The following is a 14,049-nucleotide window of genomic DNA, read 5'->3' as shown; positions in this document are numbered from 1 at the left end:
CGGGCGGAGGGCGGGGTCAGGCGCCGGTGCCGGCCTGGAAGACCGTCAGGAACACGGTGGAGGAGTTGCCGGACACGGGTACCGGGCCGCCCTGCCACGCCACCTTCAGGGAGTCCCGCTCGTCCGGCGGGGTGATCAGGATCGCCGTGGGCGTGGCCGACGCGGCTCCGCTCACCTGGGGGTTGGAGAACGACAGGCCCGCCCAGGCGCTCCGGCCCGGCGCGAGTGTGATCCGCGCGGGGCCGCCCGCGCTGCGCTGGGGATCGGGGCCGAGCTGCTTGCCCGAGGCGCCGAGGAAAGCGGCACCCGGGTAGCCGTCGACCGTGCAGGTCCGCCCGGAGCGGTTGGTCAGGACGAGTGGGAAGTTCTCCTGCCCGGCCCCCGGGTTGTTGGCGCCGACGGACGCGCGCAGTTCGGAGGTGTGGCAGCGGCTGCTCGTGGTGCCGCTGCTCGTGGTGCCGCTGCCGGTGGAGGCCGCCGAGGCCGTGGAACCTGAGCTGCTCGATCCGGTGGAGGCGGCGGCGGTGGTGCCGCCGCTCGTGCCCGTCGGCGCGGTGTTGCCGGCCGACTGGTCGCCGGAGGCCGGCTGGGCTTGCCCGGGGAGCTTTTCCGGGGTGGTGGACGTGCCGTGCTGGCCTCCGCAGGCGGTGAGCAGGCTCAGCGCGGCGACCGCGCCCAGCGCCGACACCACGTGTCGCGCCGTCAGGAAGGGGGCTGTGCTGTCGTGGTCCGGGCCCGTCGTGTCACGCCGGAAGGTCACCATGTCCATGCTCCTCGAAACTCGCCGCCCGGGAGGGGCGGGTGGCGACGGTGCCGCGTGCCCCGTCATCTTCTGTCCGATGCGCGCTCGCGGGGAAAGGTTCGCGGGTGCTGTGTGTGCTCTGCCGCACGATGGCCTGTCGCGTGCTGTGTCGTGTGTGTGACGGCCGGCCCGTGGTGTGTCGTGGCCGGCGGCCCTGCCTCGCGGGCGGTCAGCCGGTGACCCGCAGCGAGTCCAGGATCCGGTCGGTGCGGTCGCTGCCGCCGTCCTCGCGCACCTGTACGTACACCTGGGTTCCGCCGGTGCCGTCGGCCGGGGCGAGCGCCGTCTCCGCGATGAGGCCCTGGCCGCCGCCGCAGTCGGTCCAGGTGCGTATACGCCCCTGCCAGGCCGTGCCGTGGTAGTCACGGCTGCCCTCGTAGTGACAGCCGGTGTGGACGAGTGCGCGCACCTTGGCGGCGAGGTCCCCGTGCGCGCTCAGGCCGATGAACGCGCCGTCGGTATGGCTGCCGAGGACCTGCCAGTCGGAGAGGTCGTCGGCGACGGCGAGGGCGGGCTCCTGTCCGGCCGGCAGGCCCAGCGTCCTCGGGTTCCAGCCGGCGTCCCGCAGCTGGCGGCCCCAGGCCGCGGGCACGGTGGCCTGGATCCGTCCGGTGGCGTCCTTGACCGTGATGTCCGCCGGCGCGGTCCGGTCGAGCAGCAGCGTGGTGGTGAGCGCGGCGCCGCCGGCGACAGCCACCGCGGCCAGCGCGAGGAGCAGGGTCCCCCGGCGACGGCGGGGCCCTTTGGCGGCGGGGGCCGAGGGCGCGCGGGTGGGCTGCCCGACGTCGTCGGCGAGCCGGTCGAGGGCGTCGGCGAAGGCCTCCGCGGTCGGCCAGCGCCGCTCCCGGTCGGGTTCCATGGCCCGCAGCAACGCCCGCCGGGCCTCGGGCGGCAGATCGGGGCGGAGCCGGTCCGGGGGCTGGACCCGGCCGGGCGGTGCGGGGACCGTACCGGTTGTGAGGTGGTAGCCGAGGGCGCCGAGGCTGTAGACATCGGCGCGGGCGTCGATGCCCATACCGGGTTCGGTCTGCTCGGGCGGCGCGTACCCGGCGGAACCCGCGGCCATGGTCAGTCCGGAGGCCTGCGCCAGGCTCTTGGCCAGGCCGAGGTCCGCGAGCAGCAGCCGGGTGGAGCCGTCGGGCGCCGTCCGCAGCAGGATGTTGGACGGCTTGATGTCCCGGTGCACGATGCCGGCGTTGTGCAGGGCGGCCGCGGCGCGGGCGGCGGAGGCGGTCAGGCGCAGGGCCTCGGCGACGGGGAGCGGACCGTCGGTGAGGCGGTCGGCGAGCGTTCCGCCGTCGGCGTACTCCATGACGAAATAGGGTCTGCCATCGGGGAGTTCACCAATGTCGTACACCTGGACGACCCGGCTGGAGCCGGCTCGGCGCAGCAGGCGTGCCTCGGAGAGGAAGCGCTCCCGGACATCCAGCCGGTGGGCCCAGTTCTCGGCGAGGACCTTGACCGCGACGAGCGCGTCGAGGTCGTCGTCGTGGGCGAGCCAGACGGTGCCGAAGGCGCCGCCGCCCAGGCGGCGTTCGAGGCGGTAGCGGTCGATCCGCTCCAGGGAGTGCATAGGACTATCATGCCTGGTCGGACATCAACTTCGAGGGGAGCTCCCAGTGGGGGATGCCGCGGACTCCGAGGAGCTCGCTCAGCGCGCGGCGGCGGGTGACGGAGTGGCCCTGGACACGCTGCTCCACGAGATCCGGCCGGAGGTGCTGCGACGCTGCGGGCGGTTCCTGCCGTGCCGGGAGGATGCCGAGGAGGCGGCCCAGGACGTGCTGTTGCAGGTGGCGCGGAAGATCACCACGTTCCAGGGCCGCAGTCGCTTCAGCACGTGGCTGTACACGGTGGTCGCCAACTGCTCGCGGCAGAAGTACCGGGAGCTCAAGCGCCGGGCCGTCGAGCAGCCCGGCGCCATCGACGCGACCCAGCACGTGGATCCGCGGAGCACCAGCGTGATCGCCGGGTCCCGCATCGACCTGCTGGAGGCCCTGGAGCGGCTGGAGCGCGAGCATCCGCAACTGGTGGCGCCGCTGGTCTACCGGGACATCTGCCAGTTGGAGTACGCGGAGGTCGCCGAACGGCTCGGGGTCCCGCTGGGCACGCTGAAGTCCCGTCTGCACGAGGCGCGCAGACAGGTCAGGCCCTGGCTGTCCGGCACCGTGTGAGGCCCGGTCAGCGGTATCCCGTCGGGTCCGCCGGCTTGCCCGCGTCCTGGACCTCGACGATGTAGCGCCAGGCGTCCGGGCGGCTGCCGTCGCGGTCCGTGAAGCCGTACACCCCGGCGAGCTGCCCGCTGGAGAGGGAGGCGCCGTTCCAGCGGGTCACCCCGGGGTCGGCGGCCAGCGCGGCGACCGCCCGGCCGACGTAGGAGGGGCTCTCGGAGATACCGAAGTGCGGCTCGCGCTCCAGGGCGTCGCGCCAGTTCTCCTCCGTCACCCCGTACCCGTCGAGCATGATTTCCGAGCGCAGCCAGCCCGGGGTGAGGGCGACCGCGGTGGCGCCGCGGGGCCCCAGCTCGTGGGCGAGGGCGAACGCCATGCGCAGCACCGCCGCCTTGGCGATGTCGTAGAAGAACGAGACCCGGTAGGTGTCGCGGTTGTACTCGGCGGTTCCGTCGGTCATCTCGACGACCAGGCCGCCGGGGTGACGCAGCATCAAGGGCAGCGCGTAATGGCTGGTGATGGCGTGCGTGTCGATGGCGAGCCGCAGTAGATGCAGTCCCTTGTCGAGGTCGTGCTGCCAGACGGGGCTGTCCCACTCGAAGAGTTTCTCGGCGCCCCAGATGTCGTTCACGAGGATGTCCAGGCGCCCCTGCTCGTCCGCGATGCGCTCCACGAGGGCGCGCACCTCGGCGGGGACCAGATGGTCGGTGGGTACGGCGATGCCGTGCCCACCCGCCGCCGTCACCAGCTCGGCGGTGTCCTCGATGGTTTCGGGCCGGTCGTACGCGGAGCGTCGCGCGCGGGTGCTGCGGCCGGTGGCGTAGACCGTGGCGCCGGCCGCGCCCAGCTCCACGGCGATTCCCCGCCCCGCGCCCCGCGTCGCTCCTGCGACCAGTGCGACCTTGCCTTCGAGTGGCCTTGCCATGTCCGACCTCCGCGTCGTGAAGTGGTGTGCGTCGATCGTTTCGCGGAAGCCGGACATCTTCTGTCGCCTTTTCGCGCCCGTGTTCCGGCGCGACGTCGGGTCAGTGGCCGCGCGCGATCCACTCGTCGAGGTGGGGTGCCTCGGCGCCGATGGTCGTCGACTCGCCGTGTCCTGTGCGGACCACCGTGTCGGGCGGGAGGGTCAGCAGGCGGTCGCGGATCGACGCGATGATCGTCGGGAAGTGGGAGAACGAGCGTCCGGTGGCCCCGGGGCCGCCCTGGAAGAGGGTGTCGCCGGTGAAGACCGTGCCGAGGCCCGGGTCGTAGAGGCAGACCGCGCCGGGGGCGTGCCCCGGGGTGTGCAGCACGGTCAGATCGGTGCCGGCCGTCTCGATCACCTGGCCGTCGTCCAGCCAACGGTCGGGGAGGCGGTCCGGGTGGGTCATCCTCCACAGCGGCAGATCGTCCGGGTGGAGCCAGATCATCGCGCCGGTGCGCTCGGCGAGGGCGGGGGCGGCGTCGATGTGGTCGTTGTGGGCGTGTGTGCACACGATGGCGCGCAACCGCCGGTCGCCGACGGCCTCGGCGATGGCGTCGGCGTCGTGGGCGGCGTCGACGACGATGGCCTCGTGGTCGTCACCGACGATCCAGACGTTGTTGTCGACCTCCCACGTCCCGCCGTCGAGGGAGAAGGCGCCGGAGGTGACCAGGTGGTCGATGCGGGTGGTCATCACAGCACCACCACCGAGCGCAGCACGTCACCGCGGTGCATCCGCTCGAAGGCCTTCTCGACCTCGTCGAGGGCGATGGTCTCGGTCACGAACTTGTCGAGCGGGAGGCGCCCTTGCAGGTGCAGGTCGATCAGCATGGGGAAGTCGCGGGAGGGCAGGCAGTCCCCGTACCAGGACGACTTGAGCGCCCCGCCGCGTCCGAAGACGTCGAGGAGCGGCAGTTCCAGCTTCATCTCCGGGGTGGGAACGCCTACGAGGACGAGGATGCCGGCGAGGTCACGGGCGTAGAAGGCCTGCTCGTAGGTCTCCGGGCGGCCGACCGCCTCGATGACGACGTCGGCGCCGAAGCCGCCGGTCAGCTCGCGGATCGCCGCGACGGGGTCGGTCTGCCGCGAGTTGACGGTGTGGGTCGCGCCCAGTTCCCGCGCGGTGGTGAGCTTGCGGTCGTCGATGTCCACCGCGATGATCTTCGCCGCGCCCGCGAGATACGACCCGGCGATGGCCGCGTCGCCCACGCCGCCGCAGCCGATGACGGCCACGGAGTCGCCGCGTCCGACGTTCCCGGTGTTGATGGCGGCGCCGATGCCGGCCATCACACCGCAGCCCAGCAGGCCCGCCACGGCCGGGGAGACGGACGGGTCGACCTTGGTGCACTGTCCGGCCGCGACCAGCGTCTTCTCCGCGAAGGCGCCGATACCGAGGGCCGGGGAGAGTTCCTGGCCGGTGGCGGCGAGGGTCATCTTCTGCGTGGCGTTGTGCGTGTCGAAGCAGTACCAGGGGCGGCCGCGCCGACAGGCACGGCACACGCCGCACACCGCCCGCCAGTTGAGGATCACGAAGTCGCCGGGGGCGACGTCGGTGACGCCCTCGCCGACCGACTCGACGACGCCGGCCGCCTCGTGGCCGAGCAGGAACGGGAAGTCGTCGCTGATGCCGCCCTGTTTGTAGTGCAGGTCGGTGTGGCAGACACCGCACGCCTGGATGCGCACCACCGCCTCACCGGGACCCGGATCCGGCACGACGATCATCTCGACCCGCACCGGCTCGTTCTTGCCAGGGGCGATCACGCCGCGTACTTCCTGCGCCATGGTGCTGCTGCCTTCCGTCGGTGGTGCGGGCGCGATGCGCCCGGAGCGGGCCACGGCGGCCCACACCCATGATCATTGCGTGGTGGGAACCCCTTGTGCACGTATTCCGCGCGAGGGATACGGGATCGGCTCGACGCGGGGTCCGCGCGCACCGTGCACGGCCGACCGGCGCACGCGCGGGGCGGGGCTCGGGGGGCGGGGTCAGGATGCGGGGCGTGCGGTGGTGCGGATCTCCTGAGCGGGCTCGTCATCGGCGGAGTGCGCGAGGAAATCGTCGACCATGCGGTGGAAGAGGGTGGCGAGCTGCCGAAGTTCCTCGGGCGACCACGCGGAGAGGGCCGCCTGCATGCCACGGACGCCGGTCTCGCGGATGCGGTCGATGGCCTCCCGCCCCAGGGCGGTGAGCTCGATGCGCTGGGCGCGGCGGTCGTCCGGGTCCGGCACCCGACTGACATGGCCCGACTTCTCCAACTGCTGCACCTGCCGGGTGACGTGCGAGGCCTCGACTCCGAGCCGGTTGGCCAGCTCGCCCGGGCGCAGCGGCTCGGAGTCGGCGATCTGCCGCAGCAGGGCGACGGCGGCACGGTCCAGCGGCACACCCGCCAGCGCCATCAGACGGTCGTGCTGCCGGGCGCGCGTGCTCAGGTAAGTGATGCGACTGAGCGCTCGCTCGATATCGATCACTTCCGGTGAGGCGGGGGCGGAACGCGGCTGTGAGGTGGGCATATCCGGGAGTTTACCATATCGTTGCCTAACTCAAGTAAATTGGGCGCCTCCCCACGCCGCCTCCCCACGCCGCCGCGCTACGCCGCCGTCCTACGCCGTAGAAGCCACCGGCAGGCGGGGCCATCCATGATCGGCCAACCGCCCGACCTCGTATCCGCGCTGCTCGCAGGTGTCGAGGACCAGCGGCAGCGCGCCCAGTGCCGACCGCCAGGCGCCGGGCGCGGAGGTGCAGTCGGAGTCGTGCAGCAGGATGGTCCCGCCGCCGTCGAGGTCGGCCGTCACCGTGCGGTGCACGGATCGCGGTGTGGCGCGGGCGGTCCAGTCCTCGCCCCAGCAGGTCCACAGCACCGGGGTGAGGTCGAGGCGGCGGGCGGCCAGATGCGCGGCGGCCGACATGACGCCGTAGGGAGGCCGGAAGAGCCGCGGCTGCCGGCCCGTGATGGCGCCGACGGTGTCCCGGGCGCGGGCGAAGTCGTCGTAGGTGGCGCGTGGGCCGCGCAGCAGCAGCGGACGGTGCAGCCAGCCGTGGATGCCGATCTCGTGGCCCGCCGCGGCGATGTCGCGGACCAGGCCGGGTGAGCGGTGCGCCTGGTTGCCGAGCAGGAAGAAGGTGGCGTACACACCGCGGTCGGCGAGCAGCCTCAGGAACAGCGGGGTGGAGACGGGATCGGGGCCGTCGTCGAAGGTGAGGGCGACATGGCCGGCCCGGCCACGGCCGGACAGCCGGGGCATGACGCGGTTGCGCAGGGGTCCGAAGGTGGAGACGACGGGCGCGACATGGGCGGCGGCGAGGGCGGGCAGCGCGGCGCGGGCGGCCACGCGCATCAGGCGTGCGGCGGTCACCGGTCGAGTCCCTCCGGTCGGGGCTGTGCGGCGGTCACGAGTCGAGTCCCTCCGGTCGGAGTCGTGCGGCGGTCACGAGTGGTGTCCCCCCGGACGGGGGTCGTGGCCCGGTGCGAGGTCGTCCAGGTCCAGGCCGTGTCCGATGGCGTACCTGAGGCCGGGGCCGCCGTACGTCGTCATGACGCCCGTGCCGACGGCGCAGGCCCCTACGGCACACGCCGCGGCGGTGGTGACGGCGAGCCGGCGGATGCCGTGGCGCGTCCGCCGGCCCGCGCGGACCGGACCCCAGGATGACAGCCCTGGGCGGTGGACCCGCGTAATCTCGGCGGCGGGGCCGCCATCCGGGTCGGCGGCGAAGAGCGCGAGGCCCGCCGCACGCTGGCGCGGCCCGAGCGGTCCGTCGATCAGATCGGTGAGCACGGGCTTGAGTTCGGCCGGGTCGCGGATCCAGACGGCGACGCCCGCCGCGTCCAGGGCCGCGGCGTTGGTCAGCCCATGGCCGGGTATGCAGCGATAGCTCGCGACGGGCAGGCCCGTGGCGAACGCCTCCAGGGAGGTCAGGCCCCCGGCGTTCTGGACGAGGACATCGGCGGCGTGCATCAGCCCGGGCATGTCGTCGACCCAGCCGTAGGCGTGAATGCCGTCCGCGCGCAGTCGCCCGGCCAGGGCCTCGTTGCGGCCGCAGACGACGACCGGTACGGCCGCTCCGCAGTCGCGCAGTTCCAGGGCCACCTGCCGGACGGGGCCGACGCCCCAGGAACCGGCGACCAGCAGCGCCAGGGGCGCGCGCGCCGGCAGTCCGAACCGCTCGCGCGCCCGGCTGCGCTCCCCCACGCCACCGGGCCGGAACCGCGGATCGGCCACCGGCCCGCACACCCGGACGTCCGAGGCGCCGGCGGCCCGGGCCTGCGCGGCGGGCACCGCATGGGCCGCGAGATGGATGTCCACGCCGTCCGCCACCCACAGCGGGTGCACCGAGAAGTCGGTCAGGTACGTGAGCACGGGCGCGGTCAGCCGGCCGTCGAGACGCAGCTTGCCCAGCACCCGGCTGGCGCCCGGATACGTGGAGACGACCGCGCCGGTGCCCTGAGGCAGGGCGCGCAGCACCCGCTCCTCGGCGGCACGCAGGAGGGCGCGCGCCATCGGGCCGCCGCCCCCGGCGCGCTCGGTGCTGGCGTAGATCCGCTGGTAGGCCCAGGGGGCGCGGACGAGCATCCGGTGATAGCCGTCCTTCACGGCCCGGCCGAGCCGGGCGGGCAGCAGGTCCAGCAGGTCGTACCGGTCGACGTCGAATCCGGCCGCCCCCAGGCGGCGGGCCAGTTCGGCGGCGGCGCCGTCGTGACCGGCTCCGACGCTCGCGGAGACGATGGTGACCCGCCCCGGGGGCGTCGTCACGGCTCGGGAGCGCCCGGCGGCGCCCGCGAGCGCGGGCATCGGGGCCGTTCGTCGGGCAGGGCCGAACAGCGCAGACTGGGGCATGGGGTTGTCCTCCGCACAGAAGGGAGCGGCAGAACTCTACAACATGTAGTAGTTCGCGTTTCGAAGCCCGAAGCATACTTCCTACATGCAGTAGTAGTACCGCCGGGTAGTCTGAGGAGCCGAGCGGCGAAGGGTGCGGTGAACGGTGCACGACCGGAGGAACGACGAGGCCGGCGGGGCATCCGGCAGGCGGGCCCGCGGCGAACTGGAGAGCGGGGTGCTCGCCGCCCTCTGGGCGGCCGACGGACCGCTCACCGCGCGGCAGGTCCGGGGGCGACTGCCGGGGGACCTGGCGTACACCACCGTCCTGACGATCCTCACCCGGCTGCACGACAAGGGCCTGCTGGTCCGGCACCGCGAGGGCCGCGGCTACGCGTACGAGCCGACCCGCGACGAGGCGTCCCACACCGCCGAGCGGATGCACACACTGCTGGAGCACGGCTCCGACCGTGAGGCGGTGCTGACCCGGTTCGTCTCCGAACTGTCGCAGGAGGACGAGCAGTTGCTGCAGCGGCTGCTGTCGGGGCACGACGGGCGCGAGGGCGGCGGACACCTCGACGAGAGGCGCTGAGCCGGTGCTGATCAGCGTCTACATACCGTTCCTGGTCACCGCCGTCCTCACGGTGCTCGCCCCCCGGCCGGTCCGGAGGCTGGCCCCGCGCCCCGCCGCATGGGCCCTGGCCTGCGCGGCGCTGGTGACGGCGGCCGGCTGGACGGGCTCGCTCGCCCTGCTGGCGTTCACGGGGTTCGCCCAGATACCGGAGGTCGCCGAGGAGGGCGGCTGGTCGGTGTCCGCCCTGCGCGCCGCCGACCCGGTGTATCCGGCGGCCGCACTGGCGGCGACCCTCACCCTGGCGGCGTCCTGCGGGGGACTGGCCGTCGCCGCCGTGCGCCAGGCCCGGCATGTCGCGTGGGCCCGCCGGGAGTGCGCCCGGCTGCCCGGCGACACGGAACTGGCCGTGCTCGACGACGACGCGCCACGGGCGTTCGCGCTGCCGGGCGTGCCGGGGCGGATCGTGGTGTCCCGGGGCATGCTGCGCTGCCTCAGCGACGGCGAGCGCGAGGCCCTGCTGGCGCACGAGCGAGCCCATCTGCGGGGCAGGCACTCCGTGTTCCAGGCCGTCTGGCGGCTCGCGGCAGCCGTGAATCCGCTCCTACGGCCCCTTGTGACGACGGGCGCCTTCGTCCTGGAGCGCTGGGCCGACGAGGAGGCCGCTGCGCGGATCGGCAGCCGTACGGTCGTGGCCCGCGCGGTCGGACGAGCCGCCCTCGCAACCGCCGCCGACGCGTCCCGCCCCATGGCACTGGCCGCGACCGGCGGAGCGGTGCCGCAGCGCGTACGTGCGCTGCTCGCTCCCCCGCCGCCCAGGCGGACCCTGCCGTTCGTCGCGGGCGCCCTGCTGCTGGCCCTGTGCTGCACCAGCCTGGCCAACGCCGCGTCCGACAGCGAGCAGATGGTGAAGAGCGCGCAGCGCGCCGAGTGCGCGGCGCACGCGAGGACACCCGCCACCCCACGGAGCGGCTCCACCCCGGAGCATCACGGCGTCTGCCGCCTCGACCACCTGTGCGGAGGGCACGAGCGGCACGACGAGTAGGACGGCCACCGCGCCACGCACCAGTACGGGCCTGGTCGGCGGTGGAATCGCCCTCCGGCGGCCGGTCCCGCGAGCGGCCGGAGGTCCTCGGCCGGGGTGGCGAGGTCCACGGGCGGAAGCCTACGCAACGGCGGCACCCCGACGATCCGCCGGTCGGCACGGGCGCGGGCGGCTGCCCGGGGCGTGCCCACCCCCGCCCGCGCCGCGGTCTCCGCGCGGGCGGCCCGGTCCTCGCCGCCGGAAGCCCCCTCCACTCAGAAGGGGTAGTGCGCGTGCCGGCCCGCGAGGGTGACCCAGCGAGTGTTGGAGAAGGCCTCGATGCCCCACCGGCCGCCGAAGCGGCCGTAGCCGGATGCCTTCACCCCGCCGAAGGGCGCGTGCGGTTCGTCGGCCACCGACTGGTCGTTGATGTGCACGATGCCGGTACGCACCCGGCGGGCGACGGCCAGGCCGTGGGTGGCGTTCTCGGTGATGATCCCACAGGTCAGGCCGTTGTCGGTGTCGTTGGCGAGGGACACCGCGGTGTCGTCGTCGGGGAAGGTGTCGATCACACAGACCGGGCCGAAGGCCTCGCCGTAGTACAGGTCGGCGTCCTTGGGCACGTCGGTGAGCACGGTGGCCGGGTACATCGCGCCCTCGGGCTCGCCGCCGATGAGAAGCTGGGCTCCCTTGGCCACCGCGTCCTTCACCAGCCCGGCCACCCGCTGCGCGGCCGCCATGTTGACCAGCGGCCCCACCACGGTCCCGGGATGCGTCGGGTCACCCGCCCGCAGCGAGGCGGCCTTCTCGGCGAACTTCCGGGTGAACTCTTCCGCGAGCGACTCGTGGACGAGGATCCGGTCACCGGACATGCAGATCTGCCCGGCGTTCATGAACACGCTGAAGCAGGCCGCGTCGACGGCGTAGTCCACGTCGGCGTCGTCCAGCACGATCACCGCGTTCTTGCCGCCCAACTCCAGGACCGCGGGCTTGATATGACGGGCCGCGTGCTCGCCGATGATCCGCCCCACGTTGGTCGAGCCGGTGAAGTTCACCGCCCTGACCCGCGGGTCGGCGATCAGCGCCTCGGCGACCCCGGCGGCCTCCTCCCGCGCGTTGGTGACCACGTTCAGCACGCCGTCCGGCAGCCCGGCCTCGCGCAGTACGTCCGCGATCAGCAGCCCGCAGGCGATCGGCGCGTCCTCGCTCGGCTTGACGACGACCGTGTTGCCCGCCGCGAGGGGCGCCGCGACCGCCCGTACGCCGAGGATCACCGGCGCGTTCCAGGGGGCGAACGCGGCCACGACGCCCAGCGGTTCACGGACCGCGAGACCGAGCGCGCCCTCCTCCTGGGCGCTGAGCACCTCACCACGCGGCGCGGTGACCGCGGCCGCCGCCTCGCGCAGGATGTTCGCGGCGAGGGAGACATTGAACAATGCCCACGGCCGGGTGGCGCCCGCCTCGTGCGCCATGATCTCGGCCACCTGCTCGCCGCGGGACTGAAGCAGGTCGGCCGCCTTGAGGAAGATGGCGCGGCGGGCGAAGGGCGCGAGTGCTGCCCACTCGGCGAAGGCCGCGTCCGCGGCGTCCACCGCCCGCGTGACGTCTTCCGGCCCCGCAGCGGCGACGGTCGCGTAGGTCTCGCCGGTGTAGGGGTTGACGTCGGCGGTGGTACGGCCGGACGCGGCGGGCACGTCCTTGCCGCCGATGACGAGTTCACGGGTGACGGGCATGGGCGGCTTCCTTCGGTACGTAGCTACGGCAGTACGTCTGTGGACCACGGCATGAGAAGTCCACTGCGGCCACGATTTGTTCGCCCAGTGAAAACTCATTCACCGATCTCACTCGCGATGCTCCGGCCGACCTCCCGGAATGTCAAGCGCTACACGTGCGCCTCTCCTTCGGACCGTCTCGGCACCGGCGAAATCGAGCCAGGGGCGAACTCCGTTGCCGCACGGCCCGGGGGAAACGGACACAGGCGGGGCTCGTACCGCTCCGTGGGCCGTCCGAGCCGGCCCGTCACGCACTCCTTCGCCTCACTTGCCCGTCCATTCGCCTCTCGTTCGAATTTGTCGCGCACGGAGTCTTGTGAAGAGGGCCACCCCTCCTTACTTTCCAGTAAGTCATCCTCCGCGCAGCCGTATTCACCATCGCCGAGTCGCACCGCCCGGCCCCGCCGGGCACCGCACCGCCGCCACATTGTCATGCCCGCACCAGGATTCACGGCCTTCACCGCACCCCATCGACGACAGGACCCCCACCATGCCTGCCTTCAGACCCCGGTACCTGCTCGCCCTGTCCGCCGCCCTCGCCCTGACCGCCGGCGGGACGGCGACGGCGGCCTCCGCTCAGGACTCCTCGGCCGCGCTGCGCGAGGTGATGTTCGTGGGCAACAACTGGGACGGCACCGCCGACGTCATCCGGTCGAGCGGCGACTTCGCGAGGATCGGCCGTGTCAACGTGATCCCCGACAAGGCCGAGCGACTGGCGGAGATCAACGCCGATCCCATCAAGTGGATCTATTTCATGGCCATCCGCAACAGCGTCGGCGAGGGGCACGACCAGTTCGTCGACGACATGTACTCCACGCCGGACGGCCGGTCGATGGTCGTCTCCCGGCCGAGCTTCGCTGACGTCGTGTCCATCGACCTGACCACCGGAAGGATCAACTGGCGCTTTCCGGTGGCCGGTTACCGCGCTGACCACATGGCGGTCTCCCCCGACGGCACCCGGGTCGCGGTCTCCGCCTCCACCGCCAACAAGGTGCAGGTCCTCGACATCGAAACGGGCAGGGAACTGGGTGAGTTCGCCACCGGCGACAAGCCGCACGAGAACATCTTCACCAAGGACGGCAAGTACCTCTGGAACATGGCCATCGGCGACGTCAACACCTCGCTCGACGACCCGGCGTGGGACTGACCAAGGGCGACCGTCACCTCACGGTCGTGGACGCCGGCACCTTCAAGCAGGTCAAGGTCATCGACATGCGCAGCCGGCTGGACGCCATCGGCCTCAAGGACTTCTCCGACGCCGTACGTCCCGCCGTCTTCACTCCCGACGAGTCCAAGCTCTACTTCCAGGTGTCGTTCTTCAACGGCTTCCTGGAGTACGACGTGGCCGCCGACAAGATCACCCGGGTGAAGACCCTGCCGAAGAACCCGGCGACCAGCAGGACCGCACCACGTGGGTCAACGACTCACGCCACCACGGCATTTCGATGAACCCGTCCGGCACCAAGCTGTGCGTCGCGGGCACGATGGACGACTACGCGACCGTCGTCGACCGCGCGACCCTCCAGGAGGGCCCGCTCGTCACCGCCGCCAAACCCTACTGGGCGACCGTGAGCGGGGACGGCAAGGACTGCGTCATCTCCGAGAGCGGCGCCGACCAGGTCACCGCGATCGACTTCTCGACCGGCGAGAAGGTCGCCTCGGTCCCGGTCGGCGACCACCCGCAGCGGGTGCGCCTGGCCCATGTCCCGGCGGACTGGACGAGTCCCTCCGCTCGCTGATCGCCTACGCCGCCCACGCCGACGGCTCCGTCCGCCCCGCGCTCAGCACGGACGCGGACGGAGCCGTCGCACCGCTCGTGACCAGCGCGTACTCCACGGCCGCGGTGCCGGAGGCGGTCAGCGCAAGCCGCCCGCCCGCTCGCTGCTCCGGGGAACCGCGGGCCGACGAGGACGGGAGGGCGGCCCGCACCGGCCGGCCCCGC

At 72.9% G+C, this 14,049-nt stretch carries 13 protein-coding genes and 1 pseudogene; 4 read left to right on the top strand and 10 right to left on the bottom strand.

The features are described 5' to 3' along the window. Positions 1-16: 16 nt before the first annotated feature. Entirely contained in the window at positions 17-763 is a 747-nt protein-coding gene (locus ACWD5Q_RS05760; RefSeq protein ID WP_451425750.1) for a DUF4232 domain-containing protein, read from the bottom strand. A gap of 208 nt (positions 764-971) precedes the next feature. After that, the gene (locus tag ACWD5Q_RS05755) at positions 972-2,375 is read right to left on the bottom strand and encodes a serine/threonine-protein kinase (protein ID WP_451425749.1); all 1,404 of its coding nucleotides are present in this window, start codon (positions 2,373-2,375) and stop codon (positions 972-974) included. 46 nt (positions 2,376-2,421) lie between these two features. Between ACWD5Q_RS05755 and ACWD5Q_RS05750 the strand changes: the two genes are divergently transcribed. Further along, positions 2,422-2,973 carry an RNA polymerase sigma factor gene (locus ACWD5Q_RS05750; protein ID WP_451425748.1) on the top strand — a complete coding sequence of 184 codons (552 nt, stop codon included), beginning with the start codon at positions 2,422-2,424 and terminating at the stop codon, positions 2,971-2,973. Between the two features lie 7 nt (positions 2,974-2,980). On the opposite strand, the gene ACWD5Q_RS05745 is transcribed toward ACWD5Q_RS05750, so the two are convergent. The 6 genes from ACWD5Q_RS05745 to ACWD5Q_RS05720 form a co-directional block, all read right to left on the bottom strand. Further along, the gene (locus ACWD5Q_RS05745; protein ID WP_451425747.1) at positions 2,981-3,895 is read right to left on the bottom strand and encodes an SDR family oxidoreductase; all 915 of its coding nucleotides are present in this window, start codon (positions 3,893-3,895) and stop codon (positions 2,981-2,983) included. Between the two features lie 100 nt (positions 3,896-3,995). Then, on the bottom strand, positions 3,996-4,625 hold the full coding sequence (locus ACWD5Q_RS05740; protein ID WP_451425746.1) for an MBL fold metallo-hydrolase: 630 nt from the start codon (positions 4,623-4,625) through the stop codon (positions 3,996-3,998). Next, entirely contained in the window at positions 4,625-5,713 is a 1,089-nt protein-coding gene (locus ACWD5Q_RS05735) for an S-(hydroxymethyl)mycothiol dehydrogenase (protein ID WP_451425745.1), read from the bottom strand. The genes ACWD5Q_RS05740 and ACWD5Q_RS05735 overlap by 1 nt, the downstream gene beginning before the upstream one ends. A 201-nt stretch (positions 5,714-5,914) precedes the next feature. After that, positions 5,915-6,439 (bottom strand): MarR family winged helix-turn-helix transcriptional regulator, encoded by a 525-nt coding sequence (locus ACWD5Q_RS05730; protein ID WP_451425744.1) that lies wholly within the window; start codon positions 6,437-6,439, stop codon positions 5,915-5,917. A 90-nt stretch (positions 6,440-6,529) separates the two neighbouring features. Continuing rightward, positions 6,530-7,282: a polysaccharide deacetylase family protein gene (locus ACWD5Q_RS05725; protein ID WP_451425743.1), complete on the bottom strand. Its 753-nt coding sequence runs from the start codon at positions 7,280-7,282 to the stop codon at positions 6,530-6,532. Between the two features lie 72 nt (positions 7,283-7,354). Beyond that, complete coding sequence (locus ACWD5Q_RS05720; RefSeq protein WP_451425820.1) at positions 7,355-8,716, bottom strand: glycosyltransferase; 1,362 nt, start codon at positions 8,714-8,716, stop codon at positions 7,355-7,357. A 190-nt stretch (positions 8,717-8,906) separates the two neighbouring features. On the opposite strand from ACWD5Q_RS05720, the gene ACWD5Q_RS05715 reads away from it, so the two are divergent. Both ACWD5Q_RS05715 and ACWD5Q_RS05710 read left to right on the top strand, forming a co-directional pair. Continuing rightward, complete coding sequence (locus ACWD5Q_RS05715; protein WP_451425742.1) at positions 8,907-9,332, top strand: BlaI/MecI/CopY family transcriptional regulator; 426 nt, start codon at positions 8,907-8,909, stop codon at positions 9,330-9,332. 4 nt (positions 9,333-9,336) lie between these two features. After that, the gene (locus tag ACWD5Q_RS05710) at positions 9,337-10,356 is read left to right on the top strand and encodes a M56 family metallopeptidase (RefSeq protein WP_451425741.1); all 1,020 of its coding nucleotides are present in this window, start codon (positions 9,337-9,339) and stop codon (positions 10,354-10,356) included. A gap of 254 nt (positions 10,357-10,610) precedes the next feature. Here the strand turns inward: ACWD5Q_RS05710 and ACWD5Q_RS05705 are convergent, their stop codons facing one another. Next, the gene (locus tag ACWD5Q_RS05705) at positions 10,611-12,068 is read right to left on the bottom strand and encodes an aldehyde dehydrogenase family protein (protein WP_451425740.1); all 1,458 of its coding nucleotides are present in this window, start codon (positions 12,066-12,068) and stop codon (positions 10,611-10,613) included. 529 nt (positions 12,069-12,597) lie between these two features. Here ACWD5Q_RS05705 and ACWD5Q_RS05700 point away from each other — a divergent pair. Beyond that, a pseudogene (locus ACWD5Q_RS05700) lies at positions 12,598-13,846 on the top strand (YncE family protein). 4 nt (positions 13,847-13,850) lie between these two features. On the opposite strand, the gene ACWD5Q_RS05695 reads toward ACWD5Q_RS05700, so the two are convergent. After that, a complete protein-coding gene (locus ACWD5Q_RS05695; RefSeq protein ID WP_451425739.1) occupies positions 13,851-14,036 on the bottom strand; it encodes a hypothetical protein in 186 nt (61 codons plus the stop codon). Positions 14,037-14,049 lie beyond the last annotated feature (13 nt).

The organism is Streptomyces sp. NPDC002513 (assembly GCF_053595355.1).
The sequence above is the reverse complement of the archived record's forward strand: the minus strand, read 5'-3'. Positions and strand labels throughout refer to the sequence as shown.